The organism is Desulfitobacterium sp. LBE, assembly GCF_007830365.1.
GTDB lineage: Bacteria > Bacillota > Desulfitobacteriia > Desulfitobacteriales > Desulfitobacteriaceae > Desulfitobacterium > Desulfitobacterium hafniense.
In genome coordinates this window covers 2,510,644-2,537,421 of record NZ_VLKD01000001.1, presented here as the reverse complement: position 1 = coordinate 2,537,421, position 26,778 = coordinate 2,510,644, and the positions used below count along the sequence as shown (strand labels likewise).

26 protein-coding genes and 1 pseudogene are annotated in these 26,778 nt (G+C 43.0%); 25 read left to right on the top strand and 2 right to left on the bottom strand.

Annotated elements, in window-relative coordinates; translation table 11 throughout:
- The first annotated feature begins 170 nt into the window (after positions 1 to 170).
- The 15 genes from DESLBE_RS27030 (at position 171) to DESLBE_RS11970 (ending at position 10,825) form a co-directional block, all read left to right on the top strand.
- The gene (locus tag DESLBE_RS27030) at positions 171 to 344 is read left to right on the top strand and encodes a hypothetical protein (protein WP_243131303.1); all 174 of its coding nucleotides are present in this window, start codon (positions 171 to 173) and stop codon (positions 342 to 344) included.
- Positions 345 to 526: 182 nt separating this feature from the next.
- On the top strand, positions 527 to 985 hold the full coding sequence (locus tag DESLBE_RS12040) for a hypothetical protein (RefSeq protein ID WP_144676993.1): 459 nt from the start codon (positions 527 to 529) through the stop codon (positions 983 to 985).
- Between the two features lie 282 nt (positions 986 to 1,267).
- Complete coding sequence (locus DESLBE_RS12035; RefSeq protein ID WP_144676991.1) at positions 1,268 to 2,002, top strand: class I SAM-dependent methyltransferase; 735 nt, start codon at positions 1,268 to 1,270, stop codon at positions 2,000 to 2,002.
- Positions 2,003 to 2,605: 603 nt separating this feature from the next.
- Entirely contained in the window at positions 2,606 to 3,388 is a 783-nt protein-coding gene (ant(9), locus tag DESLBE_RS12025) for an aminoglycoside nucleotidyltransferase ANT(9) (protein ID WP_144676989.1), read from the top strand.
- A 59-nt stretch (positions 3,389 to 3,447) separates the two neighbouring features.
- Positions 3,448 to 3,834, top strand: coding sequence for a nucleoside 2-deoxyribosyltransferase (locus tag DESLBE_RS12020; protein ID WP_005808741.1), 387 nt, complete (start codon positions 3,448 to 3,450; stop codon positions 3,832 to 3,834).
- A 104-nt stretch (positions 3,835 to 3,938) separates the two neighbouring features.
- Positions 3,939 to 4,301: a hypothetical protein gene (locus tag DESLBE_RS12015; protein ID WP_144676987.1), complete on the top strand. Its 363-nt coding sequence runs from the start codon at positions 3,939 to 3,941 to the stop codon at positions 4,299 to 4,301.
- A gap of 286 nt (positions 4,302 to 4,587) precedes the next feature.
- The gene (locus DESLBE_RS12010) at positions 4,588 to 5,019 is read left to right on the top strand and encodes a GNAT family N-acetyltransferase (RefSeq protein ID WP_144676985.1); all 432 of its coding nucleotides are present in this window, start codon (positions 4,588 to 4,590) and stop codon (positions 5,017 to 5,019) included.
- A gap of 76 nt (positions 5,020 to 5,095) precedes the next feature.
- A complete protein-coding gene (locus DESLBE_RS12005) occupies positions 5,096 to 5,443 on the top strand; it encodes a helix-turn-helix transcriptional regulator (protein ID WP_011461784.1) in 348 nt (115 codons plus the stop codon).
- The gene (locus DESLBE_RS12000) at positions 5,427 to 6,812 is read left to right on the top strand and encodes an FtsW/RodA/SpoVE family cell cycle protein (protein ID WP_144676983.1); all 1,386 of its coding nucleotides are present in this window, start codon (positions 5,427 to 5,429) and stop codon (positions 6,810 to 6,812) included. The genes DESLBE_RS12005 and DESLBE_RS12000 overlap by 17 nt, the downstream gene beginning before the upstream one ends.
- A 407-nt stretch (positions 6,813 to 7,219) precedes the next feature.
- A complete protein-coding gene (locus tag DESLBE_RS11995; RefSeq protein ID WP_144676981.1) occupies positions 7,220 to 7,909 on the top strand; it encodes a hypothetical protein in 690 nt (229 codons plus the stop codon).
- 190 nt (positions 7,910 to 8,099) lie between these two features.
- Positions 8,100 to 8,939, top strand: coding sequence for a methyltransferase domain-containing protein (locus tag DESLBE_RS11990; protein ID WP_144676979.1), 840 nt, complete (start codon positions 8,100 to 8,102; stop codon positions 8,937 to 8,939).
- Between the two features lie 10 nt (positions 8,940 to 8,949).
- The gene (locus tag DESLBE_RS11985) at positions 8,950 to 9,420 is read left to right on the top strand and encodes a hypothetical protein (protein WP_144676977.1); all 471 of its coding nucleotides are present in this window, start codon (positions 8,950 to 8,952) and stop codon (positions 9,418 to 9,420) included.
- 52 nt (positions 9,421 to 9,472) lie between these two features.
- Entirely contained in the window at positions 9,473 to 9,907 is a 435-nt protein-coding gene (locus DESLBE_RS11980) for a GNAT family N-acetyltransferase (protein WP_144676975.1), read from the top strand.
- Positions 9,908 to 9,961: 54 nt separating this feature from the next.
- On the top strand, positions 9,962 to 10,414 hold the full coding sequence (locus tag DESLBE_RS11975) for a GNAT family N-acetyltransferase (RefSeq protein WP_243131302.1): 453 nt from the start codon (positions 9,962 to 9,964) through the stop codon (positions 10,412 to 10,414).
- Positions 10,415 to 10,441: 27 nt separating this feature from the next.
- On the top strand, positions 10,442 to 10,825 hold the full coding sequence (locus DESLBE_RS11970; protein WP_015943126.1) for a hypothetical protein: 384 nt from the start codon (positions 10,442 to 10,444) through the stop codon (positions 10,823 to 10,825).
- Between the two features lie 7 nt (positions 10,826 to 10,832).
- Here the strand turns inward: DESLBE_RS11970 and DESLBE_RS11965 are convergent, their stop codons facing one another.
- A complete protein-coding gene (locus DESLBE_RS11965) occupies positions 10,833 to 12,584 on the bottom strand; it encodes a bifunctional 3'-5' exonuclease/DNA polymerase (RefSeq protein ID WP_144676971.1) in 1,752 nt (583 codons plus the stop codon).
- Between the two features lie 289 nt (positions 12,585 to 12,873).
- On the opposite strand from DESLBE_RS11965, the gene DESLBE_RS11960 reads away from it, so the two are divergent.
- The 9 genes and pseudogenes from DESLBE_RS11960 to DESLBE_RS11920 all read left to right on the top strand — a co-directional run bounded on the left by DESLBE_RS11960 (position 12,874) and on the right by DESLBE_RS11920 (position 23,606).
- The gene (locus DESLBE_RS11960; protein ID WP_144676969.1) at positions 12,874 to 13,617 is read left to right on the top strand and encodes a class I SAM-dependent methyltransferase; all 744 of its coding nucleotides are present in this window, start codon (positions 12,874 to 12,876) and stop codon (positions 13,615 to 13,617) included.
- Between the two features lie 430 nt (positions 13,618 to 14,047).
- Entirely contained in the window at positions 14,048 to 15,526 is a 1,479-nt protein-coding gene (istA, locus tag DESLBE_RS11955; protein WP_144676967.1) for an IS21 family transposase, read from the top strand.
- Positions 15,523 to 16,269 carry an IS21-like element helper ATPase IstB gene (gene istB / locus DESLBE_RS11950; protein ID WP_144676965.1) on the top strand — a complete coding sequence of 249 codons (747 nt, stop codon included), beginning with the start codon at positions 15,523 to 15,525 and terminating at the stop codon, positions 16,267 to 16,269. The genes istA and istB overlap by 4 nt, the downstream gene beginning before the upstream one ends.
- A 275-nt stretch (positions 16,270 to 16,544) precedes the next feature.
- Positions 16,545 to 16,964, top strand: a complete 420-nt coding sequence (locus DESLBE_RS11945; protein ID WP_005808765.1) for a DUF3830 family protein — start codon at positions 16,545 to 16,547, stop codon at positions 16,962 to 16,964.
- A 33-nt stretch (positions 16,965 to 16,997) separates the two neighbouring features.
- Positions 16,998 to 17,901 (top strand): annotated as a pseudogene (locus DESLBE_RS11940) (oligopeptide/dipeptide ABC transporter ATP-binding protein); the annotation flags it as partial.
- Positions 17,902 to 18,003: 102 nt separating this feature from the next.
- Complete coding sequence (locus DESLBE_RS11935; protein ID WP_144676963.1) at positions 18,004 to 19,239, top strand: Zn-dependent hydrolase; 1,236 nt, start codon at positions 18,004 to 18,006, stop codon at positions 19,237 to 19,239.
- A gap of 402 nt (positions 19,240 to 19,641) precedes the next feature.
- Entirely contained in the window at positions 19,642 to 20,979 is a 1,338-nt protein-coding gene (locus tag DESLBE_RS11930; protein WP_018306508.1) for a C4-dicarboxylate transporter DctA, read from the top strand.
- A gap of 127 nt (positions 20,980 to 21,106) precedes the next feature.
- On the top strand, positions 21,107 to 22,330 hold the full coding sequence (locus DESLBE_RS11925; protein WP_243131301.1) for an MFS transporter: 1,224 nt from the start codon (positions 21,107 to 21,109) through the stop codon (positions 22,328 to 22,330).
- A complete protein-coding gene (locus DESLBE_RS11920) occupies positions 22,323 to 23,606 on the top strand; it encodes a CapA family protein (RefSeq protein ID WP_144676960.1) in 1,284 nt (427 codons plus the stop codon). The genes DESLBE_RS11925 and DESLBE_RS11920 overlap by 8 nt, the downstream gene beginning before the upstream one ends.
- Positions 23,607 to 23,718: 112 nt before the next feature.
- On the opposite strand, the gene DESLBE_RS11915 is transcribed toward DESLBE_RS11920, so the two are convergent.
- Positions 23,719 to 25,692: a sigma 54-interacting transcriptional regulator gene (locus DESLBE_RS11915; RefSeq protein ID WP_018306505.1), complete on the bottom strand. Its 1,974-nt coding sequence runs from the start codon at positions 25,690 to 25,692 to the stop codon at positions 23,719 to 23,721.
- A gap of 358 nt (positions 25,693 to 26,050) precedes the next feature.
- Here DESLBE_RS11915 and DESLBE_RS11910 point away from each other — a divergent pair, with 358 nt between their 5' ends.
- Complete coding sequence (locus DESLBE_RS11910) at positions 26,051 to 26,479, top strand: DUF3830 family protein (RefSeq protein ID WP_144676958.1); 429 nt, start codon at positions 26,051 to 26,053, stop codon at positions 26,477 to 26,479.
- The last annotated feature ends 299 nt before the right edge of the window (positions 26,480 to 26,778 follow it).

The following is a 26,778-nucleotide window of genomic DNA, read 5'->3' as shown; positions in this document are numbered from 1 at the left end:
TGTCACTGAATGCAAAGAGTGTTTTAGAAAGACTGTCATGTTCACTTAAAGAAGTAAAGGAACAATATGAATGGCCAGGGACAATATACTGTGGAGAAAGGCCTGCATTAGTTTATTACTTTAGAGCCGATGTATAGGCAAAGCGAACTCTAAAAGAGGTTTCGAGTTCCTTGCATTCATGGGTACAGCCAGATCTGCCTGAAGATTTGTCTTTTAGAAAAAGTGAAGAGCTTTGGTTAGTAAACACTTCTCATGAAGCATTGAGTTCTTTGGTAGCAAATAATAAAGATGATGTTGATAAGTTTCTTAACATTAGAGACTTTATAGAATATCATAAAAAATAACCGGTAATGCGCAGATGATTGGATTCAAGGGCTGCCTTTACATGGCAGTTCTGAATCAGGGTGCCATCCATAATATAACAGAGGAGTCCGTAACTAAAAGATGATGCATGTGGTTGGGATGCTGCGTAACTCCTCAGAACTGCCAAAACTCCTTAGGATCTTACAGCCAGGTGGTGTTTCAGATGTTGAAGCATATAAATTTCAAGAGATATAAGAATATAATCATTTTTATCGCTATTGTAGTTATTATAATGTCGTTTTTTGGTTTTAAGAAAGAAAAAATTTTTTTAATTGTATACATACATAAAAATTTTTTGAACGAATGCATCAAGAATCAGACGTATGAGAAAGCGAGCAGAATAATAGGAATAAAGAAGATAACCCCATATTCACTGCGTAATAAAGAGAAATTTGTTGATTTTTATTGTTCTGGAAGTGGATTAGTTCTGAATTCTGTCTATTATGGTTTCTATTACATCAGTAATGATAGGCCTTTGGGATTTCAAGCACAATCTGTGGAGTTTAAACCAGATGGGGATGGCTGGAGATGGGAGGAAAAGTGGGAAAATCCAAATAGCGATAATTGGATGTATACCGAAAAGATTACAGATAACTGGTATTATTATGAAGCCGGATTCTAATTAACAGAAGTATTATGAAACAATATATACGAAATCTTGAAGATAAACACAGTAAATTTGAAAGTGATCTAGGAACTTCCATCCATGATAGTCGCTGAGCTTGGGGCATAATTTGTCGTGTAACAGCGTATTGCCAAGAGTCTGAGAAGATATGCGGGTAATAAGCAGACTTCAGGAATACGCCGGACACTATATAAATCAACCGATAAAAGCTAATTAAGTATGATTATGCAGTATGTTGAAAGAGAAGGGGAAGGGTGGGGGGAGTATTGGAGAAACTTGATGAGTAATGATTTAAAAACATATTATGAGAACATGAAAAAACCTTGGAATACTTTATACTATAGAATTGTTTGGGAACAATTATCTCGAATTCATCCAATAATCAATTCTAAGATTCTTGACTTCGGAAGTGGGCTGGGAATTACCGCAAATTATTTATCAAAGAACAATGACGTGGTTGCAATTGAACCAAATGTCGAAATGGTAGAAATGCGAATATGTGAAAATGGTTATCAACAGATAGTAGGGGATTTAGAACAATTAAGACAGCAACAAGATGCTTCGTTTGATGTGGTAGTATGCCACAATGTTTTAGAGTATACGAAAGAGCGAAACGATATATTTAAAGAACTCTACCGAGTGCTTAAACCCAATGGAATATTATCTATCGTAAAACATAATCACGCAGGAAGAATCATGCAAAAAGTTGTTTTTGAAAATAATTTGGATGCGGCAATCATGTTGCTCAACGGGGGGATGGCCGAAGCGGCTTATTTTGGAAAAGTTGATTATTATGAGTTGAATGATATTAAAGAGTGGATTAGTGGTTTAGAGATTAATATTGAGAATGTGCTTGGAATTAGAACGTTTTTTGCTTTACATTCAAATAATGAAATTAAATATGACACAAGCTGGCAAGAAAGAATGTTTGAACTTGAAGTGAAGGTATCGGATATAAGAGATTTTATAAATATTTCTTTTTTTAATCATGTATTGCTAAAAAAGATTAAATGAAAAGAGAAGCAAAAGCTTGAGTGTTGGTTGGTCAACTGAAGTAATGAATTGTTATTTTGTGAGAGGTGTAATAACATGATAAAAAGTTTTGGTGGCATAAATATTTCATCAAAAAATCCCGAATTACTTGTGAAATTTTATAATGAAAAGCTAGGTATTCCGATTTTAACTGAAAACCCAAGTCAATGCAGCTATGACGGAGTAGAATTTAGGTTTCAACATTAAAGAACCCGTTATTTGGATTTGGAACGAAAACAAATGGGGTAAATCAAATTTCGGTGCAGTCACATTTGTTTTTCGTTGTGATGATCTTGATGAAACATACCGTGAATTGAAAGAAAAAAATGTCATTCTTGACCTACCGATTACTGCTGTTTGGGGTGGGAAAGAGCTTAATGTTAAAGATCTTGATGGCAATAATATTCTTATGTTGGAAGAATAGAACAAATGAAAACAAGATAACACATGGTAGAGTAAATATTGAAGATTTACAAAAAGCAATTTAATAGTACGGAACTGTAATTGGGTTCAGAGCAGAAGAATCATATTCAGGTTGTTTTCAATGTCTCCGATTCGAGGGATAGATGAAAGGATTTATAGTAGATGAGTACAGAGAGCAAAACAATACCGTTAGAAGCAACTCAAGCCCTCAAGATTGTACAGGAGCTGCTCGGTAGTGCAGTAGTAGGAGTATATCTCTTCGGTTCAGCGGTTGCTGGCGGCTTGCAAGTAAACAGTGATGTAGATGTTCTCGTGGTTGTTAATCGGAGACTACCAGCAGAAGCTCGAAGAGGCCTCGTCACCAGATTGATGGAGGTCTCTGGTAAGATAGGAAATACTGATTCTATCCGACCTCTTGAAGTTACGATTATAAACAAAACTGATGTTGTACCTTGGCGATACCCTCCCAAAAATGAATTTATCTATGGTGAGTGGCTCAGGGAGCAGTATAAGGGAGGAGAAATCCCAGAACCAGCTTATGATCCTGATTTGGCTATCGTGCTGAAGCAAATAAGAGAGAATAGTATTTCATTGGTGGGGCCTGATGCTTCAGACATGCTCGATCTCGTACCGATGAAAGATATTCGCAGAGCAATTAAGGAGTCGATGCCTGGATTAATGGAGGGTATTAAGGGTGATGAGCGTAATGTAATCCTGACTCTTGCACGAATGTGGCTGACAGTGACAGTTGGTGAAATTTCTTCTAAAGATGCAGCTGCTGCATGGGCTATACCCCGGCTACCAAAAGAACAAGCGGCTCTGCTTGATTTAGCCCGAAGAGCCTATCGTGGAGAAGGCAATGATAGTTGGGAAGGACGAGAGCATGAGATTATAGAACTGGTTGGTCATATGAAGCTGTCGATAGAGTCTGGTCTTGGTAGCTGAGCATGCTCATAGAGAGTCGGGCACCTTCTAAAACAATACCTATTATTTGGAGTTGACTTATGAAAGCATATATTGGAATTAAGTATCATCATGACTGCAGAAATAGGGTTACAATCGAAAAGATAGCTTCGATTCTTGAAGATGCGGGGTATGAGACTAGTTGCATAATCCGTGACAAAGAAAAATGGGGTTCAGTGACGCTTGCTCCAAACGAACTAATGGAGGCAACTTTCAAAGAAATCGATTCGAGCAATGTAGTTGTAATTGATGTAACCGAAAAAGGTGTCGGTTTAGGAATAGAGTCGGGATACGCATATGCAAAAGGAATACCAGTGTACATAGTTGCAAAAAAAGGTTCTGAAATGTCAAATACAATGCTCGGAATTTCAAAGAAAGTGCTTATTTATGAAGAACTTGAAGATATGGTAACAATGTTTAGCAAATAACACACTGAATGCGATTAAGAGGCTGAGGGACCACACAGAACGTATAGGTCAAACTGGGTTTTTGTTTTATTATATTTGATTCATTTTTTGGTGGTGATGAGAATATGGCGACCATTGTTCAGCACAGAGATACGAAAGTAGTATACGCTTTGATTGGTACTGGGTATGGTGCCTATAAAGCAACAAGGCCAAGTCTTTTAGGGGGCAGTCTACTACCCTGTGAGGAAAGCGGGGAAATACCTGTTGCAGCGGTATGTGATAAAACAGGAGTTATCAAATGGTTTTATACGGATGAGCTGGAGGTACTTGAGATTGACGGGATTAAAGTAGAAGATTTATTGAGTTTATATGGAGAAAGTGATGAAGAGAATCTAGCAACTGAACAGTGCATCTGCCCTGCATGCCAGTATAAAATACCTGTAGATTGCCAGGAGTGTCCTTCGTGTGGCTTGTTTTTTCCGGAATGATCAAGCAATTGTGTAAAAAAGTTATTTGGTCGTAAAGATATAAAAATCTAAACTATGCGGAGGCTCTAGGGGCGCCGTCAGAAGTGCTTGTGTACTAGATAACTGTTTTGGTAAATGCTTGGGGAAGCGATTTTGAGGGCAGGAGACGTCAGATTAGAAACTTAGACTATGTGAATAGTATATGATGCTTGGGAACCCCGAGAATATTATATGACGGACCATAATGCCGACCTCCTATGTTCGGCTGATAAATGCAGCTATATTTTATGAAAGGCTGAGGATCTCAATGATAGTGCGTGACATGATTAAAGAGGATATTCCACAACTGGCTCAATTGTATAAACAATTTTGGGGTGAGGACTCCTCTATTGATACGATGTACATACAGTTTAAGAAATTTCAGGGAAATGGTTCTCACCTATTGCTCAGTGCGGTTGAAGACAATCAGCTTGTCGGTTCTGTTATGGGCGTGATCTGCGAAGAACTGTATGGGGATTGCAAATCTTTTTTGGTTCTTGAAAATATGATCGTTGATAAAGAGCATAGAAATCGTGGAATTGGCAGGGCGCTGATATCGGAACTAGAAAGAAGAGCAGCAGAGAAATGTAACCAGATAATTCTTGTTACTGAAGCGAATAGAATTGATGCTTGTAATTTTTATGAATCTGTAGGGTATAGACCTGAAGCATATAAGGGATTTAAAAAGAAGTTAAAATAATTTAGCTTATTGACATATATAGATTGTCGATATACTATACTCCTATATAGATCATCTATATAAGGAGGCTGTTCTTATGCCAATTGATAAAAGCCTGTTAACCGGGAGCACCACTATGCTTATCCTAAAACTACTGGAAGAAGCGGATATGTATGGGTATCAAATGATTGAAGAACTGAGCAAAAAATCGCAGAACATATTTGAGTTAAAAGCAGGAACATTGTATCCGCTGCTTCATAGCTTGGAACAAAAAAATATGCTCACTTCTTACGAAAAAAGCACGAGTAATCTGAGGGTGCGCAAGTACTACAGTATTACCAAAACAGGACGCAAGTATTTGGACGAGAAAACAAAAGAGTGGAAAGTTTATACCTCTGCTGTCAATAATGTTTTGGGAGGTGTAGACTTTGCTACAGTCCAATAAATTTGCCGATTATTTGGAAACTGTCCGCCGGCAGATACGCTGGAAAAGGGCTCAAACCTATGTTTTAGAGGAAATCGAAAACCATTTGGCTGACCAAAAGGATGCTTTTCAAAGAGACGGCCTTGATGAGGAAACGGCTGCGATCAGGGCTATAGCAGAAATGGGTGATCCGGTAATGGTTGGTGAGCAGCTTGATCGTACGCACAGGCCCCAGCCGGATTGGCCGCTGCTGGCTATAACAGCTTTATTGATTATTTTGGGGCTCTCTATTCAGTTCATTATAGGAACGGATATCAATGATGGAATGGAACGGTTCTACAGACAAGTTACTTGGGCCGGACTGGCTGTGATTGTTTTCTTGGCTGCTTATTTTCTGGACTTTACGATTATAGGGAAATACTCATTGATTATTTATGGGCTGCTCATGGCTATAGCGTTAGGTGATTATTGGCTTTCCGGTGGCGGGATTGCCGGATATAATACTGCAATTTATCCGCTGTTGCTGTTCCCCACCATTTTTGCCGGGCTTGTGTATAGGATGCGCAATGAGGGATATTGGGGGCTTGCTTTTTGCGGTGCATTAGCAATTATCCCGATAATTTTAATATCGTTTATGCATTACTTAACGGTTCTTTTTCTGGTTGGCACTTCCTGCCTTATTATATTAACAGTTGCCGTTGCCAAGGGATGGTTTAGGGTAAGAAAATTATACGCTTTGTTTATGGTGTATTTTCCCTCTGGGGTCATTTTTTCAACTATGTTTTTTACGATGATAAATCAATATTACGTTAGAACTAGACTGCAAGCTGCATTGAATCCGTCGTCAGACCCCACAGGAGCTGGATATATGGCAACTCTTGTTCAAAAGCTGCTGTCGCATTCGCAGTTATTTGGAGAAGGCTTGCCTGTAGGCGATTATGGATACTATCCGATAGCAAAGATCTTACCTGAAATAAATACTAACTTCCTTTTGACTTACTTGACACATAGGTTTGGCTGGATGTTATTGATCGGTATTTTAGTCATTTTCGCGGTCTTTATTGTCCGGGCTGTGCTCATGAGTAAGAGACAAAAAAGTGCCCTTGGCCAACTTGTTTCGTTAGCGATTATTTTAACATTTGCGATACAGGTTTTGACATATATTGCTTTTAATTTGGGTTTCTTAGTATTTAACCCTGTGTCACTACCTTTTATCTCTTATGGCGGGCGGGCTTTGCTGATTAATACGTGTCTGATAGGATTTTTGCTGTCAATATTCCGCACAGGCAGTTTGGTAAGTGATAGGGTTGGGGGAGCAGGAATAAAGGCAGGGCGCTTAATTCAATATGAGGATGGAAAGATTATAATCAATCTTAAAGCGGCTCAATAAATCTGGGGAGGCTCTGAAAGTTCGTAAAATCCAGACCTTTATTGATAAGAAAGCGGTAAGTGATAATGGAATTGTCATAATGAGTTGGTTGATAAAATGAATGAGTACCGCGATAAATAATAGTTGTAGCTAGTGATGCTGAGCAAGTATTATGGAAGGTGAAGAGTAACATTTTATAGTTCATTCCATGCTGCTTTGACAGACAAATTCGGTGTTGCTTGGAACATCGTCGCTGGGGAGCACCGAATTTAAAATAGCGGGCTTCGGACAGAAAGTGCAGCACAGCATACAACAGAGGGTTTGTGGCATCGGGGGAATATGCAGATATAATCCGGCGCCGCAGACACTCAGAACGTTATAAGGAATAATCCTATCGGAATGTTCTTTAGGACAGGGGGGATTTTGAAATGGGGAAAAATTTGAAGGGAGCGTTTATATACTTAGGCATTATATTTATATCAGTGATCCTGTTGTATAAACTGCCGCAGGATTCATATTCGATGATACAGTATATTGTTAAGCCGATTCGATTTGAAAACTCAGTTCTTAATCTATCCGGCCTGGTTCCATTAATAATGCTATTTGTCGGTATAAGAGGATTGTGTAGGCTGGAGTGGTTTGCAGACAAAAGCAAGTTATTGATAACTATCATTGTGCTTATACTGGTAATGCCTGCAATGAGGGGAACGCTGGATATGGCAAAAACAATCTATCTATCAAACCTAAATAACGAAATGAGGTCTATAGATTTTAAGGATATCGACATTAAAATTTCAAGCATAACAGATCATGACGTTACAATGAATATAAAGTTGGAACTAACCGATTATAGAGAAGACATGAGCGATTTTCAAATCAGAATGTATCTGCCTGATTCGTGGACAGTCTATTTTAATAAAAAATTTATTGATTTTGACGAATCATATAAATCGTTTGGCCGCAGGAGACCCATAATCGTTGATAAAGAGATTTCGGTTCAATTAGCCGATGGCATCACCAGAGATAACGTCTTTGATTCTCAATGGTATTGGGAAACCTTTGAATTTGAGCTTTTTAATAATATAGACTCTTCAAAGCTTATCTATCATGGTACATAAAGGGCGATCACGCCTTATAAGACAGAGCGCCTGCGACTGGAGAATGATGAATGTGGTTGGAACGAATAAAGTATTTAACCATTAAGGTTATTCAACCATAGGTTGAGTAGATAAGATTTTCAACTGTGGAGTTATTGAATTGCTCCTTTCCGAACAATAAAATAAGTCCTGTAGAGAGGAGCATGAAATCATGAAAGGTGAATTGGCTAAAAATATTTGCAGATACCGCAAGGAAAAAGGGCTTACCCAAGAAGAGCTGGCCAGGAAACTGGGAGTAACATTTCAAGCCGTTTCAAAGTGGGAAACGGCTCAGACTTTGCCGGACATAACCCTGTTGCCGGGGTTGTCACAACTATTGGATATAAGCATTGATAAGTTACTGGGTTATGTTTCTTATGATAAGCAAATAACCATCTATGAGGAGGAATATAAGACTCAGGAGTATTACTGGGGTATTGTGCCTTCAAAAATGTGTTTGCGTGTACTTGAGTTAATGCCGCCAACTACTCGTTTAAAACTATTGGATATCGGATGCGGTGAAGGGAAAGACGCTGTGTTCTTTGCAAGGAATGGTTATGACGTAACCGCATTTGATATTTCTGATGCCGGCATCGAGAAAACAAAACATCTCGCTGACAATGCCGGTATCCAAGTTAAAGTTTTTAAGGCAGATATCTTGGATTACCGCTTAGATACTAATTTTGATATCCTATTTTCAAGTGGTGTTTTGCATTATGTTAAACCTCAATTGCGGGAAGAGATATTCAGCAACTATAAACAATTTACCAACCCTAATGGTTTGCATATCTTTAATGTGTTTGTAAACAAACCGTTTATAGATCCACCTCCGGAAAAAGAGCCGACCGCGTGCAAATGGGTTTCAGGTGAACTATTTACACATTATCATGATTGGTTGATTCAAGAATGTTCAGAAGTGATTTTTGACTGTGATTCCTCCGGCATACTGCACCAACATGCGATGAATAAGATGATTGCTCAGAAATGTCAGTGTAAGAGAACGCAGAAGTGAGGATAAAGCAATGGGCCATCTGGGTTTTTCATATATAGGGCTGATTTTTCTGCTGATGCTGACAATTCCTAACCTCCTATGGATAAGGCATCAGCCCCAGGGGTATGATTTTCGAAGCGAGAATAAGGTCCTGTTGTTCTTTGAGCGTATCGGTCAGGTTCTTGTTACCTGTACGGCCCTCATTTTCTCGGACTTTAATCTTCGCCCGTGGTCTCTATGGACGCTGTGGCTTATTGCTGCAGTAATACTAATGCTTATGTACGAGGTTTGGTGGTTTCGGTATTTCAGAAGCCAAAAGACATTGCGGGACTTTTATAGCAGCTTTTGCGGTGTTCCTGTAGCCGGTGCGACACTGCCTGTTATGGCGTTTTTTTTGCTTGGCATCTATGGGAAAGTAGCCTGGCTTTTGATAGCGGTCGTGGTTTTAGGAATCGGGCATATCGGTATCCACTTGCAGCACCGCAAGGAAATTAACGGGTAAGCTCAGTTGCTATCATTGCCAAGTATTTTGACACCTGATTTAGGAGGCCACAATGTTTGAATATGTATTTATAAATATGGATAACCTCTTATATCAACAGGCCGTGGATTTGCGTTACCGGATCTTTTTCAGGCCATGGAATATTAAGCAGGAGATAGTCTTTGACTCATATGAGGACACAGCAATTCATATGATTTGTCTTACGGAGGGAAAAGTTAATGGATATGCCAGATTGAATTATGAAGGTCAGGAAGCAATATTATCACAGATAGTTGTGGACGAGGAATATCGGAATCAAGGTTTGGGAAGTGAATTGGTAAAGCGTTTACTTGATAAAGCCCGCTTGGATAAAAAGGATAGAGTAACCTTAAGCGCAAAAGTAGAAGCAACCAAATTTTATAAAAAATTCGCTTTTGTGGTCACTGGAGATAGTTTTTCATCCCCTAAAACAGGACTTCCTCATATTAAAATGATTCTCCAACTATAGATAATGAAATATGGAAAGAAAGATACTTGGAACAAAGTGAAAAGAGGTATTTTTATGTCGGAAGTAATTATCAGACTGTGTGAGAGGGATGATTTGTCTGACGTAGTTAAGTTGATGAATGAGCTCAGGGAAGTAGCCCAAGGTGATGAAATCGCCTTCCGCGATGTGAACAAAATCTTTACGGAAATGGAGCAACGACCAGAGCTATATTTAAATGTAGTTGCGGAGATTTCGGGAAAAGTGGTAGGATTCATTTCCGCGATTTTCTATAGAACGGTTTTTCATAAGGGTGGTACGGCACTCATTAATGAGCTGATCATTACTCAGGCTGAGCGCGGGAAAGGAATCGGCAAAAGGTTGGTTCAAATGGTTCAAGAGGAAGCTTTAAAAAGAGGCTTTGATGAAGTTGAAGTAGGAACAGAGAGGGCCAATGAAGGAGCGCAGGGATTCTATCGAAGATGTGGTTTCAATGAGGAATATGTATTATTGGGAATGGAGTTTGAATGAACCCTGAGGTAGAGGAGGGGACCGATTATGGTGAAAAAAGGTATTTCGATTTGCTGTATGTTGATTGCCATAATTTTGATGGCGACGCCATATGGTATAGCTATGACATTTGCACCTGGTCCCACAGAACTTGTAACTAGATATTTTTCATATTTTAGTCTGATGCCCTTCGGATATGGTAACTGGCTCCCCATTATCACAGCTCTTTTATCCATTGTTGTCGTTTTTCTGCTCTTACTCGGTATCAGAAAAGCGAATACGGGAAAGGCAGTGCGAGTTTGCTTAGTAGTATGTATTATAGCTTCGGTCTTATCATGGAAATCCATCAGTCAAGTTGGTGTTTGCGTAGCGGCTTTGCATAGTATTGTGCTTATGCTGCAACTGCCACAAAACTCTGTTCCTATAAAATAGCTTAATTCTACTTCTCCGCCCAGCTCTCCGAAACGAGCACATCAACTTTCGTCGGCACTTTGGGCAAAATGGCGTTAGCGGCTTCCTCCATGGTGGACTTAAGTAAAGCAGCCATTGTATGAGCTTCTTCTGCCGGGCTTTCCAGCAGAATCTCATCATGAACGATCCCGACGATATAGGTATCGGTTCCCGCTAAGCGTTCAATCAAAAGCCCCAAGGCTTTTTTCACAATATCCGCCGCGGTTCCCTGGACAGGTGTATTATAGTATCCGGGCAACCCGGCTTTTTCATAATAGACGAACTTCCTGCCGGCTAAGGTTCGCCCTTCTTTCGGGAGATGAGCCTTAATGGACTGGTGCCAGCGGTGGATTCCGGTATAGGCTTTGAAAAAACGCTCCCGGAATTCTGTTGCTTGTTCCAGGGACATCTCCACACCGTAATTTTGCTGGGCGTACTGCTGGAGTCCGGGTGCCCCCATGCCGAAGATCAATCCGAAATTCACGGCTTTGGCAGCCTGACGCTCTTGTGGGGTTATTTCCGCAATGGGTTTATGAGCGACAAGGGAAGCGGTCAGCAGATGCAGGTCCTCGCCTTGCTGATAGGCTGAAATCATCCGGGTATCTCCGGAGATTTGGGCTGCTACCCGCAATTCGATCTGGGAATAATCGGCTAAAATTAATTTCCGCCCCGGTGGTGCGGCAAAACAGGCTCTGAATTCCGAATCCCGGGGAATTTGCTGGATGTTGGGATTCCAGCAGCTCATTCTGCCGCTCCAGGCGCTGATCTGGCCGTAGCGGGGATGGAGCCGTCCCGTCACTGGGTGGATCAGGGGTGTAAAAGGCTGCAAAAAGGCGGAGATGGATTTGGCGGCTTTCCGGTAAGAGAGCAGAGTTTTGACTAAGGGATGCCGGCGATAGGGATAGAGGTCTTGTTTGGCTGTAGCAGCCACCGGAATGCCGTGCTCGTGCAGTACGTTCAAAACAAATTGCTGGCTTTCAAAGTTTTGATTGATGGCCACGTCTTCCCCCCAGAGGCTCATCTGCATCAGAGGCCTTTCTACATAGGTATAGAGCTCGTCAAGGGCTGTCTTACGTTCTGCCTCCGTTTTCTCATAAAGCTCCTGCCATTTTTGCCGATCAAGATAGATACCCCGGTACTCAAGATGGGCCATGGCTTTGACGCAACGGAACTCGATCCCGGCGATTTGGGTCAGGTGGTTTTCCAGGATTTGCGGGATCATCACCTTGCGCAGTCTCAGGAGAATCTCCGCATCCCGGGCGGCATAGAGGATCTGGGATTCCGTCAGCTCTCCCTGCCAGTTGCTGGTCTGTTCCTCTTTGTCCAGGTCCTCATTTAAATAATGCTGGGCCAGCGCCTTCAAATTGGACTGAACGGGGCCCCCTGAGCCCCGCAGAAGCTGGGAGGCCAGCATGGTATCAAAGAGAGTTGGGGGAAAGATGTCCAGTGCCATCAGAAATTGCAGATCGAACTTGGCATTCTGAAAGACTTTGATGCCTGAAGTGGATAGGATAGCGTTGATAAGCTCCCGGCCTTCGGGCAGGAAGGAAAAGCAGTCGATCACAAGCACCGGGAGGTCTTCCGCTGCCAACTGGATCAGCCGGAGCTGGCAGGTGTGGGGGTCCAGTCCGGTGGTTTCGGTGTCCACCGCGATGACCTTGGCGGCGGTCAGCTTTTCCATATAAGGCACCAGATCGGCAGGGTGGAGGATGCGTTTTATATCCATAGCGTTTATATCCATAGTTCCTCCTTTGAGCCGCCATAAATCAAATCTAGCAAGCTTGTGGAATCATGGGCGTAAGCTGATTTAGTGTTTATAATAGTGGAATTAGGGGCATACCGATTATATCACAGCGGGGAGAACCGATAAATGGGTTGAACGCCCTTCCCAAGGAAGAGTAAATTGTATTTGAGATAAAGACTTGTACGGAAAAGCCGACTCATCTGGAATAACGAGGAATAGACGATAGATTACCAAGGTGCGATAAGGAACCGGACCATGAAATGATTACCGGCTGGGGGATTTTAAAATGAAACAGAATAAATATGATGACAATCTATTCTTTCAGAAATACAGTCAAATGGACCGCTCCACCAAGGGACTGGCCGGTGCCGGGGAATGGAAGACCCTGGAGGGAATGCTGCCTGGGTTTAAGGATCAACGTGTTCTGGATTTAGGTTGCGGATTCGGCTGGCATTGTCAATATGCCCTGGAACATGGGGCCCAAGCGGTCACAGGAGTGGATATTTCCGAAAAAATGCTTGCCGTAGCCAGGACAAAAACCGATAAGAGAATCCATTATATCCAAATGCCCATTGAAGATATCTCTTTCAGCAACAACTCCTTTGACGTGGTTATCAGTTCCCTTGCTTTTCACTATCTGAAATCCTTCGAGGGAATTGTTGAGAAAGTATCCGGTTGTCTGGTGCAGGGCGGGGATTTTGTTTTCTCTGTGGAGCACCCGGCTTTTACCGCTTACGGCAGCCAGGACTGGTATTATGATGAAAAGGGAAACATTCTTCATTTTCCTCTTGATCGTTACTTTGTTGAAGGCAAGCGTGACGCCAGTTTTTTAGGGGAGGAGGTCATCAAATATCATAAGACTCTGACAACCTATCTGAACGGTTTAATCCAGGGAGGCTTTGAGTTAACCGGCGTTGTGGAACCTCAGCCACCAGAAGATCTGCTGCATACGGTTCCGGGAATGCACGATGAGCTGCGCAGACCAATGATGCTGATTGTGGCGGCCAGGAAGAAACCGGAGCAGGATTAAAATCAAGGGACGTTTTGTTCAGCATAATCTGCCGAACGAAGCGTCCATTTATTTTTTATTGGCTAATTAATTCTCCAAGTGCTCGATTATTGGATAAGATTATTGGTTTAAGGTTAACCATTGAGTGACCGATTAAAAAGATCGGATACTCTTTATTTTAGTATGAAGATGTGAATTCCTGAAAACTCCTGATTTTAGTCTTAGGGTGATAAGCCTTTGGATTAAAAAAACGAATATTCTTGTGTTTAATTTAGGGAATTTATTTTAATTTCAAAATATTTGCCTATTTTGGCGTGATTATTGCAATGCTTGTAAATGATAATGTAAAAGTGTACCACTCCAAGACCTTTTGACAATGAATTAGTTTACCACCTAACATAAGAATCCTTGTAAAATAGTATCTAATATTTTGCAAGGAGGAATGAAAGGTGTGATCATTGGAGTGGACCTATACTCAGTCATCCGTACTCGATATACCGACGGCGAATCCATTCGCTCAATTGCCAAAATCCTGGGTATTTCCAGACAAACTGTAAAAAAATATTGCGAAGGCTCAACCCATCCAGAAGTACGGAAAACCTACCAAAGAGAATCCGAAGTCGTCAATGATGAGGTCAAATCGTTCATCCTGAGCTGCTTCAAAGAAGATGAAGCTGAGAATCTTAAAAAGCAAAAACATACAGCCAAACGAATTTATGACCGATTGGTCGCAGAAGAGAGCTTTGAAGGATCTTACTCCTCCATACGAACAGCCGTTAGACTTCTAAAAACCGAAAGAACAGTTCCCCCGCAAAGCAGTATCCCACTTTCTTATGCACCAGGAGAGGCAGTACAAATTGACTGGGGCGAAGCGACAGTATACCTTGATGGACAGAAAACCAAGTTATATACCTTTTGTGGGCGATTATGCTACAGTTGCGACATCTTTGTTCAGGTCTACAAAGCCAGCAATGAAGAAACCTTCTTAGAGGCTCAACAGCTTATGTTCGATTTCTTTGGCGGAGTTCCGAGACGACTCATCTTTGATAATGCCAAGGTGGCTGTAAAAGAGGGCTTTGGGATGTATGCCAAACCCCAGAACAAATACCTTTCCTTTAGCGCCCATTATGCCTTTTCCCTAGACTTTTGTAATCCTGCAAGGGGTAATGAAAAAAGCCTGGTTGAAAATCTTGTAGGATATTCCAGAAGAAACTTCCTCGTCCCGGTTCCCAGAGTAGCAGATATTGAGCAACTGAATCGTAAGCTTCGGGAGGCCTGTATCCATTACCGTGAGAACCATAAGGTACAACACCGCACTCACCCTGTAAACCGAATGTACCAGGAAGAAGCGAATCTCTTAAATCCCCTACCCCGATTTAGATTTGATACGAGCAAAACGGCGCTAGCCAAAGTTGACGATTTCTCCACAGTACGCTATGAGAAAAACAACTACTCCGTTCCCACAAGATATCTTCGAAAGAATGTGACCGTTAAGGGATACGCCAATACCCTTCGCATTCTCCATGAAGGAACAGAAATCGCTACCTTCTCCCGTCAGTATGGCTCAGGTAACACTCGATATTGTTTAGAGCATTACATCGATCTTTTAGAAAGGAAGCCTCGTTCTGTTCAAAACGCTAAGCCGGTCAAGGAGACACTGACCCAAGAGCTTCTGACCTGGGGAAGTCAATTGCCGGGTGGGAATAAAGAAATGGTTAAGCTTCTGAGGCTCTGTGTAGATTATGGAGAAGATCGAATTCTGGCCATTAAAAAACGCATCCCTGGCCAGATGGTTCCTACTGTGGATATGGTCAGAACCTATCTAAACGAACCCGCTGAATCGTCTATCATCTATCTTAAAAATGAGATTAGTATTACCCAAACAGATTTGCGGAAATATGATGAGAAATACGGGGTAGCAAGCCAATGATCACCATCCAGTCTCAGACCATTGAACTTTATGCCAAGCAATTAAGGCTACCTACCTTCAATCATTATGAGAATGTCATTCGTCAACTGGGAAGTAACAAAAGCTATGACGAATTTCTTCTCGCCCTTATGAAAATGGAACTGGATTCTCGCATGGAAAGCAGCCAGCGCCGAAAAATTAAAACAGCTCATTTTCCTTACATCAAGACCATTGACGAGCTGGACTGCAGTTACTTTGAACATCTTACCGAAGCCTTTATCCATGAACTGGGAAGCTGCGACTTTGTGAGTAAACGACAGAACATCGTGATGATTGGAAACCCCGGGACAGGTAAATCCCACCTGAGTATAGCTCTCGGTGTTAAAGCGTGTATGCAAGGGATGAATGTGAAGTTTTATACTGCAGCTAACCTTTCTAATGAGCTGATAGAAGCTCAGGAATACAAGAAGCTCCTTAAGATTGAGAAGCAGCTTGCTAAGGCTGACCTGCTAATTATTGATGAATTAAGTTACCTGACCTTTAATCGGCATCAATCGGAATTATTGTTCAAAGTTATTGCGGACAGAGCTGAACGCCGGAGTGTGATCGTCTCAACCAACCTAAAGTTCTCCGATTGGGTCACCATGTTTGAAAACACCACCATGGTTACGGCTCTTATTGACCGACTGACGTTCAGATCCCATGTATTGAATATGAATTCTGATCATCCGTATAGAGCCGAGTATTCTAACACGAGTAATTAAAGCCAAGGGAAATACCTGCAAGGGTGTTTCCCTATCTTTAGAAGCTAAGTGGTAAACTTTTTCACTGTCAAAAACTTAAACATGGTAAACAAATTCATTGTCATTACTGGTAAACTAATTCGCTGTCACGTGGTAAAGAAATTCGTTGACATTCACACAATGCTTAAAGTCAACTGTTTTATACAACTATAAATGAACTTCAAGGAGGTAAAAAATGCAGCGGTAAGCAGCGGAGTGAGTGAACTTATAGTTAAAAAGCAAAAGGGGGATTTAGCGTGATTCATATCAAAATGACCTCGGGTGATTTTACCTTCTTGGTTCAAATGGAAGAAGAAAAGGCTCCCCAAACATGTGAGTGGTTCCTTAATCTATTGCCTTTTAAAGCCCAAATGATTCAGGCTCGCTGGAGCGGGCAATCGACATTTATTGGTCTTAAGGATTTAGGTGCAGATGTTCCTTATGAAAACCCTACCAGCCATCCTTCTAAGGGTGAAATCCTGATGTATCCGGGGAAAGAATTAAGCAATGGGGAAATTCTCATTCCATACGGGGGGACATGTTTTGCCTGCCCGCGGGGGCAAATTTCGGGCAACCATTTCCTGACGATTATCGAGGGAAATTCTCAGCTTGCCGAGCTGGGCAGGAAAACCCTCTATGAAGGGGCACAGGAGATTATCTTTGAAAAGGTAGTGTGAAACAATGTGATGGAATTTCGGAGGTGAATTTGGATGACGAGCTGGCAAAACGAGCGACCTCTTTTACAGGTTAAGGGACTGAAAAAATACTTGATATCACCAAAGGTTTATTTCCCAAAGAAAGGCACTATCTGAAAGCAGTCGACGGTGTCAGCTTTGACGTCTTCCCAGGAGAGACTCTCGGAATTGTCGGGGAGTCAGGGTGCGGAAAATCGACAACAGGAAATGTTATTCTCCGCCTTTTGGAGGCCACGGAAGGGGAAGCCGTGTTTGAAGGTCAAGATTTTCTGAAACTTCCGAAGGAAGAAATGCGTCATCGGCGAAAAGATATTCAGATGGTATTCCAAGACCCATTTTCCAGTTTGAATCCGCGTATGAGAGTGTTTGATTTGATTGCTGAGCCGCTGCGAGCTCATGAGATTGCCAAAGGCCAAGAGCTGCGCAATCGAGTAACGGAGCTCATGATCACAGTAGGGCTTAGTCCCTCCTTTGCCGACCGTTACCCTCATGAATTCAGTGGCGGACAGAGGCAAAGAATCGGTATCGCCAGAGCTTTGGACTTAAAACCCAAACTGATTATTTGTGATGAGCCGGTTTCGGCCCTTGATGTTTCAATCCAGTCCCAGATCCTGAATTTGCTTTCCCGGCTGCAACAAGAATTCCAATTGACTTATATTTTTATCGCCCACGGTCTGCCTGTGGTCAAGCATATTAGCGATCGCATCGTTGTTATGTACCTGGGGAAAGCCGTAGAGTCAGCCAGTAAAGAACAGCTCTTCAGCCGGCCGCTGCACCCTTATACAGAGGGGCTTTTGGCGGCGGTTCCAATTCCCGAGCCGAGTTTACGCAATCAAAGGAAACGGATCATCATCGAGGGGGATATGCCAATCCTCCCTCAGGATGTCGTTTTCATACACGCTGCGGCTATGCCAGGGAATTATTTTTGAACCCTCGCACAAAACGTAATTCATTGCAAATTGGTATGTAAATTGCAAGGTAGTCACTATGCAATGAATTGATGACTGAATGGGGTGGAAGTATGATTAACAAAGAGAGATTATTTGCGCGTATTCTGGAAGTAGGGGAAATAGGCAAAGGGGAAGACGGTGAAATAAACTGCCTTGCCTTCTCGCCCGAGGATAAGTCGGCGGTTGAACTTGTGGCAGCGTATATGCAAGAAGCGGGATTAAGCGTGCGCATGGATGCAGCAGGAAATCTAATCGGGCGCAGGGAAGGACGCAATCCCCATGCGGCAGTCGTTATGACAGGTTCACATATCGATACGGTATATGATGGAGGCATGTTCGACGGCCGCTTGGGCATCCTTGGGGGAATTGAAGCCCTCCAAGCCATGAATGAACAAGGAATCATCACCGAGCATCCAATTGAAGTCTATATTTACAGAGATGAAGAAGGAACGCGGTTTGCCAGTGGATTTTCCGGAGCAAGGCATCTGGTGGGAATTGTGAGACCGGAAATATTATCCCATACCGATAAAGATGGCATATCAATGGCCGAAGCCTTAAGAGCTAACGGCATAGACCCTGAACGGGTAGGTGAAGCTGCACTGCCGCCAGGGTATGCTAAAGCTCAGGTCGAATTGCACATTGAACAGGGAAAAGTTCTGGAAAGCCAAAATCTTTCGGTGGGAGTGGTTACGGGGATCTGCTGCCAATCAAGAGGGAAAATTGTCATTAAGGGAGATGCGGGGCATGCCGGAGCGACGCCTATGAATCTACGCCGTGATCCCCTTGTTGCAGCCGCGGAGATTATCCTGGTCATTGAAAAAGTAGCCCAGGGTAAGGGGACGGCTGTTGCTACCGTAGGCCGGATCAATGCTCTTCCGGGCGGGGTTAATGTCATTCCGGGGCTTGTCGAGTTCAGTATTGATGTGAGAGCCCAAGCTGCTGAGATTCGTGAAGCGGTCATTGAAGAAATCCTGGCGCAGGCCAGAGAGATTTGCAGCAAGCGATCTGTCGAGCTGGATTTCCAGCTGCTTAGTAAAGGGGGCGAGCCGAAACCTTGCTCCGAAGACATCCAGGGTGTGATTAGTGAAGCGTGTGAAACGCTGGGGTTACCGGTGTTTAAGCTTCCCAGCGGTGCCGGCCATGACTCCGGAAGTTTTTCTAGCTTTTGTCCAATGGGTATGATCTTTGTTCGCTCTAAAGACGGGATTAGTCATAACCCGGCTGAGTGGAGTTCACCGGAAGATTGTGCAGATGGTGCCCATGTTTTGTATCAGACACTTTTGAAGCTTGCCATTCAGGTTAACTGAGAGGAAGTGTGCGTTACTAAGTAGGGAAGAATTGAGATACTAATCTTAGTTCTTCCTGTTTTTTATTGGGGGATAAGGAAGCAACAGCAACCAACCATAAACAACCAATAAATAACCGATCGTCAACCACTATAGTTTTGCTTCGCTTGAGCGTCTCTTTATTTTATTAATTTTCCACACTGCGGGACCAATCTATAGTATTATAATAAACCAAATCTTCCACAAAAATTGATTCTTCCCCTTGTCTTAATAATATTCTCAATATTGGCATGTTTTTTGCAATTGAAAAATACCGGAAGCCCACATTGGCCAAAGTGGTAGTTTTAAAAAAGGAAGTGATCTTGAAAGGGAAGCAGTTTTGGATTGAGTTGCAATAATTTAAGTACTAATGGAGGGTAAAAAATGGCGGAAAAAGAAGTTGGTAATGCAACCCATGTTAAGGAGCCTTTCTATAAAGGGCTGTTTTTTCAAATCATCGCCGCAATGGTCGTCGGTATTATTGTAGGCTGGCTCTGGCCTGCCTTTGGTGCACCACTTAAGCCTGTGGTTGACGGATTTATCAAATTGATTAAGATGGTCATTTCGCCGGTTGTCTTCGGAGTCGTGGTGGTGGGGATCGCTAAGGTTGGAGATATCAAGACAGTGGGTCGAATCGGGGGCAAAACGGTTATCTATTTTGAGATCGTCACAACCATAGCCTTAGCAATCGGGATGGTGGCTGCTAATCTAATCCAGCCCGGAGCAGGCATGAATATCGACCCCGCTACCCTGAGTGAGACAGATTTAGTAGCAAAGACCAGTGGAGCACAGATACCCTCCACAGTAGATTTCCTGCTTAATATCATCCCGAACAGTGCCGTTGGAGCCTTTGCGAATAATGAGCTGTTACAGGTTTTGCTGTTCTCGCTGCTCTTTGGTTTTGCACTCCTTAAGATTAAGAAGGAGCGGGCAGAGGTTGTTATCAATGCCATTGAGCATTTCAACGAAGTCATTTTTAAGATGATCGGTTTTTTCATGAAGCTTTCGGTACCCGTTACCTTTGCCGCCATGGCCTATAGTGTTGGTTTGTACGGGTTAGAGATGTTGATTTCTTTCGGCAAGTTAATCGGGGCGATGGCCGGGGCATCACTCTTGTTTCTCTTCGTCCTGCACTTCATTGTCAAAGCATTTGCTAAGGTTGGACTCTGGCAATTGATTCGCTACATTCGTGAAGAAATCGTCATTTCCTTTGCCACGGGTTCTACGGAAGTTTGTATGCCACGGCTGATGGCTAAATTTGAACATGCAGGCTGTCACAGTTCCGTTGTGGGCTTGGTTGTGCCGACAGGTTACTCCTTTAATTTAGATGGTGCGTCGCTGTATCTGTCCCTTTCCGTGGTGTTTCTCGCCCAAGCCATAGGGGTCGATATGACGATTATCCAACAACTTACCCTCTTAGCAATTTTAATGCTGACCTCCAAAGGGATGGCCGGCATACCAGGTTCAGCCTTCGTAGCCCTTACAGCCAGTGCATCGGCCACTGGTTTGATTCCAGCTGCAGCAGTAACCCTCATGTTTGGGCCTGATCGATTCATGGGTAAGATTCGCGTGTTTGTCAATATAATTGGTTACGCTTGTGCGACGTTTGTCGTGGCACGCTGGGAAGGCTTGCTGGATATTGAACGGGCACAGGGGGTGCTGGCCGGAAAGATTCCCGAACTGAACCTCAAAGATGATGAAGAGATCAGTCAAGGAGCCTAAACCTTAGAAATCATCAGCTTTTATGGGGTTGAGTCCAAGATTGGAGCAGGGGAAGGGGGCTAAGCACATAGAAGGTTCATCTGCGGTTTTACCCAAAGCCCCTCGGTGGAAGGTCCGTTATTCCATATTGATTTTACTTTGGGCGTGCTCCCTTCTCTCCCTCTTCGATCGCATGGTGATCAATGTTTCATTGCCCTTAATCGGCAAAGAATTTGGTATCAATGAGGCGGCTCAAGGATTTCTAATCAGCCTCAGCTTTTTGAGCAGTTCACTCTTTCAAATTCCGGGAGGATTGATAACCGATCGAATCGGTAACAGGAAGGCAGTCACCTTTTCCATCGGTTGGGCTTCTCTTTTCACACCCCTGACCGGGCTGGCATTTTCCTATCCGATGCTGTTGATCGTACGCTGCCTGCTTGGAGCGGGAAGCGCTCTTGCGGCTGGAGCCTATATGAGAATCATGGTCACATTTTTTCCCCTTAAGGAACGGGCAACGGCTAAAGCTATCAGCGCATCGGTCAATAGTTTGGCGCCTGCTGTGGCAACGATTGTTGCCGCCACCATCATTGGGGTGTATGGTTGGCGTGTTGTCTTTATCATGCTCGGTATTCCGGGAATTTTGATTGTCTCCTATTTATGGTTCAGGTTTAAGGATAATCCGGCTGAATACCCTAAGATAACACCGAAGGAATTGGCTGAACTGAGAAGCTCTGCTGAATGGGAAGAGCGGATGGTTGCGGCAGATTCTCAAATAACCTATGGGGAGTTTCTCAGAAAGCCTATTTTATGGCAGCTGGTCTTGGTTTGGTTTTTCTTCGATTTCACGTATTGGGGGTTTACCACTTGGCTGCCTTCTTATCTTATGACGGTTAAAGGATTTTCCCTGGCCAAGACGGGGGTCTATGGAGCGCTTCCCTATCTCATCGGAACGGTATCCATGATTTACGGCGGGTATTTATCTGACCGCTTAATCGGCAGAAGGAAATGGCTATTTGTTCCCGGTGCCCTGTTAGCGGCTTTGGCCTTGTCATTGATGATTTATGCTCCAAGCGATACCATGACGATACTTTACCAATGCATCGCTGCGGCGGCCTTGTTTATGGCTTTTGGGTCATTTGGCGGGATGCAGTTCGATGGTTTACCTAAGCATATTATTGCTTCGGCTTCGGCTACTGTGAATACTGCCGGCCAACTGGCCGGGCTTTTTTCACCGTTTTTGCTCGGATATCTTATTGAAGTTAACGGTGGTTCCTATACTACAGCATTTTTGGTGATGATTTTGAGTCTTATCCTTGCCGCCGGCGTTGCGCTGACCATCCAATGTAAAGAATGGGGGAGAAAGAATGAATAGAATGTCCATTGCAGTGACAGGGGATTCTCTGACCGTGACAAGATTGCCGAAGGATGACCCTAAGCTGCTTAAGATAAGGGAAGTGTTGATGAAATCAGATGTTCGGTTTACAAATCTTGAGACATCCATCCACAATTATGAACATGATGTTTATCCGTCCAAGCATAGCGGCGGAGACTGGATTGCCGCACCTCCCTCCGTATTATCCGATATGGCTTGGCTGGGATTCAATCTGTTGGGCGCGCCCAACAACCATAGTATGGATTGGTCTCATAATGGGCTGGTCAGGACGATGGAAAATTTAGAGCGGGAAGGTATAGTCTACGCAGGAATCGGCAGGAACTTATCTGAAGCGAGCCGGCCAAGATATTTGGAAACGGCAAAGGGCCGTGTTGCACTGGTTGCTGTGAATACGACCTTTCGGGACTGGCACCCGGCAGGGGAGCAGCGCCGGGATTTTATCGGCAGACCGGGGATTAACGCCTTACACTTCACTACGGTGCATAGAATAAGTGAAGAAGAAATGCAAAGCTTAAAAGTAGTTGCCAACGCTACTGAAATTAATAAACGTGTTAAGAATGAGCAGGATGGGATATTCAATTTTGGGGAACATCTTTTTGAAGTCGGTGAGTCAGGAACCTATACGAGGATGGATGGCGATGATGCCAAGAGGATTGAGAGGGCGATTAAGGAAGCGAAAAGGCAGGCCGATATCGTACTCATCAGCGGGCATTCCCATGAGATGAAAGGAAAGGATAAGCAGCGGCTGGCAGACTTTCAGCGCGAATTTGCCTATCTGTGTATTGATGCCGGTGCCCATGCCTATATCGGTCATGGACCTCATGTCATGAGAGGGATTGAAATCTATAAGGAACGCCCAATTTTCCATGGACTTGGGGATTTCTTTTATCAGTGCGAGCTCATCGAAAAGGCGCCGGTTGAGTTCTACGAGAAATTTGGGAAGCTAAGCTCAGAGAGCTGTACGGCTGACGGCTATGACTTCAGAATTGCTTCCGGTGGCTTATTGGGTGAAACAAATCCTCAGTGCTTTGAATCCTTCATCGGTGTGTTTGATTTTGCTGATGACAAGCTGCAAAGTGTTGCAATTCACCCGGTGACCCTGGGATTCAATCAGCCCCGTTCCCGCAAAGGAGTTCCTGAGTATGCTTCTCCGGAGGATGGGGAAAGAATTCTTAAAGAGATGCAGGATTTGTCAGCCGAGTTTGGCACAACCATCGAAATAAGGGAAGGCACAGGATTTATTAAACTGGGCTAAAAGCTAAGAACCTGGCTAACCTAAGAACCTAAAATCAAAAAGCAGAAGGCACTGAGCAGGAGCCTTCTGCTTTTTGATTTTAACTATGAAGGGTAAGAAACGTCATCTTAGGTTAAAAATTTTCTTTACCTTTCGCGGTCAGCTCAAGTCCTAATTTGCCGCGATTTTTCCTTAGGAAGCCTTTGGCTGAAAGTTTATCAAGCCGGGTGCGGATTTGCTGCTCAGATAGATTATAACCTTGCGTAAAAGAAAGTTCAGATAGTTTTTTTCTGCCGATGGATTCCCTGCGTTGGTTATATTTTTCGATACTTTGTAAGAGGAAAAGCTCAATTGCATCTAAAGGAAGATGGTTCACATGCCTTTGCCCGATGTCTTCGGGAAGGTGATAAGGCATAATAACATCTTCATCACAAATAGCTAAAATATATTCAACGGTATTTTCCAATTCCCTTACGTTGCCAGGCCAATTGTAATTAAGGAGAATTTTTTCTGCTTCAGAGGAAATCTTCATGTTAGCTTCACTTTTGCTTTGCAGAAAATGCCGAAACAAAGCGAGAATATCTTCTTTCCGTTCACGCAGCGGCGGGAGATTTAAATAAAGCTTTTTCAGACGGTAGTAGAGGTCTTCCCGAAAAAGGGATTTTTCCACCTGGTCAAAGAGATTTTTATTTGTAGCGGCGATGACACGTACATCGACGGGAATAATTGTACTGCCCCCGACTTTCATAATTTCTTTCTCCTGGAGAACTCTGAGTAAGCGGAGTTGGATTTTGGGAGGGATATCGCCAATCTCATCTAAAAAAATCGTCCCGCCGTTAGCCATTTCAAATAAACCAATTTTGCCGCCTTTTTTGGCACCTGTAAAGGCACCCTCTTCATAGCCGAATAGCTCGCTTTCAATAAGTTCTTCAGGTAAAGCGGAAAAGTTGACGGCAAGATACGGCCCATTATGGCGCGGTGAGTGATTGTGGATAGCACTGGCAAAGAGTTCTTTCCCGGTACCGCTTTCACCGAGTATCAGGATATTATAATCATTCTGAGAAAGCTTTTTACCCCGCTCAATCGTTAGGGAAATCGCCGAGGATTGGTGCACAATATTAGCAAAGGAGTGCTTGGCATAATAACCTTGTTTCTTAAGCTCTTTACGCAAACGGTTTTCCAAGTTGATGCGCTCCCGGGCATTTTTAATGGTGCAGACATAGGAGTGGGTTGCCTCGACAAAGATTTTACTGAAAAGGTATTCGGTATTGTCAATGCTAAACATACTGTTGGGCACTTTATCGCTGAAGAAGAAATTTGCCATAGGTTTAGTGATCAAGGGCGAAGTTGCCAAGTTCTCATTCCTTTTGATGCCAGTAATCCTTTCCGCGTTGGTATTGCAGGTTGTCACTAATCCTGATTGGCTATAGGAAAATATACCATCGTCAACACTGTTGATGACCGTAAACAAAAACTCATTAATGTTTTTGATGCTTTGGGCATAGTCGTGTAATTCCATACCTTGGGAAATGATTTTATTAATATATTTTGCGGAGACGAGGTGAGCCCGATCATCCAGTAAAGAAAGGGCGTGGAGGAGCTCTGTAATCGTAGTAATATCCAATACCCGCGTACCAATGTCGATGATAGGAGCTAATCCGGAGGGGCAAAGGGCCTCCTCACCGGGGGTGATGATATAGTCAAAGTCATAGGAGCGGAGTTTACTGTGCGGATAATAGGGAGTGAAGTGAAAATTGCTAAAACCGGCCTGCATAAGAATATCGGCGACTTCTACGGCTGATCCGTAAGTGTCGTTAACCAAAAGCACCTGGCTGTCTTTTTGTAATGGATAAAGTTTGTCCAATTTGGAAAAATCCAAGGTTCTTCTGGCTTTAATGACTTTACAGGATTCATCGATAAAGGGTAAGGCTTGTTCACGAACACTGGAAGAAGTGACAAGTATGATCGAGTTGTATATTTTTTGAATGATTCCGGTTTCCAAGGAGTAGCTGATGATATGAATTTCCTTGGAAAACAGTTCATTCAGCTGTTCCAACAGCATAAACCGTGTTGATTCGGTACCCGTGATCAGTACAAACCGCATCATCTTGATTCCCCCTCCGTAATTATTATAGCTGATTTTCGAGTTGGTTTAAATGCCGGTTCACAAATGATGGAGATAAAATGGCCCTATAAATGAGACAGCAACACGTGTATCTGAATTACTTACCGGTGGTGTTCAGCTCGCTGTGGATATTCCACCTTCAGAGTGGGATAGAATCAATATCGTATTTAAGCCGACGCCGGATAAATTTATTAATATCTGGGAGATCAAGAGTAAGTAACGGTATAAAAATCACCTTTTGCTTTAGGGGGCAAAGGTGATTTTTGCTTTGGCATGTAATTTGCATAAAAATAACTTGTCATATCTAATATTTAAAGAGAAAAGGATGGAGGAGATAAAAATGACACGTATTAAAATTACTTCGGGAAAGTTTACTTTTATCGGTAAGTTGGAAGAAGAACAATGCCCAAAAACCTGCGAATGGTTTTTGAATCTGCTGCCTTACCAGGAAACCATGATTCATGTTTCCTGGAGCGGTCAGGCAAGTTTCATTCGTCTTCAGGACCTGGGCCATGGAGTTCCCTTCGAATGCGCCACAAGCCGCCCTTCCAAGGGAGAAGTTCTGATGTATCCTGGAAACATTCCCACCCTGCAAATGGGTGGAGAGATTTTCCTCCCTTGGGGTGGCAACGTTTTTGCTTGTCCCAATGGCAATTTAGTCGGAAATCATTTCATGACGATTATTGAAGGGAATGAACACTTGGGCGAATTTGGCAGAACCGTACATCTGCAAGGGGGCCAGGAAATAGTATTCGAGAAGTTGGATTAGTGACATATAACTGAGTTTTGAGCTAAGAAACCACCTGTGAATCACTTCGCAGGTGGTTTTTTCTATCCTGGTTTCCTTGCTGAGAAGTAATTGGCTAACCATTTACCAGCCGGATAATAACCAATCAGCGATTCACAGTTTAATTTCAGAACTTTTTAGCGTATTTAATAAGCTCTAAAAATTCTGTAGCTTGGCATATTTTTTGCAATTATATGTTAGAAATCACCTGAAGTTCTAGAAATTATAACTGCACCCAAAAGGATTCCTTGATGAGTTTTGGAGAGGGGGATGGGCGATGA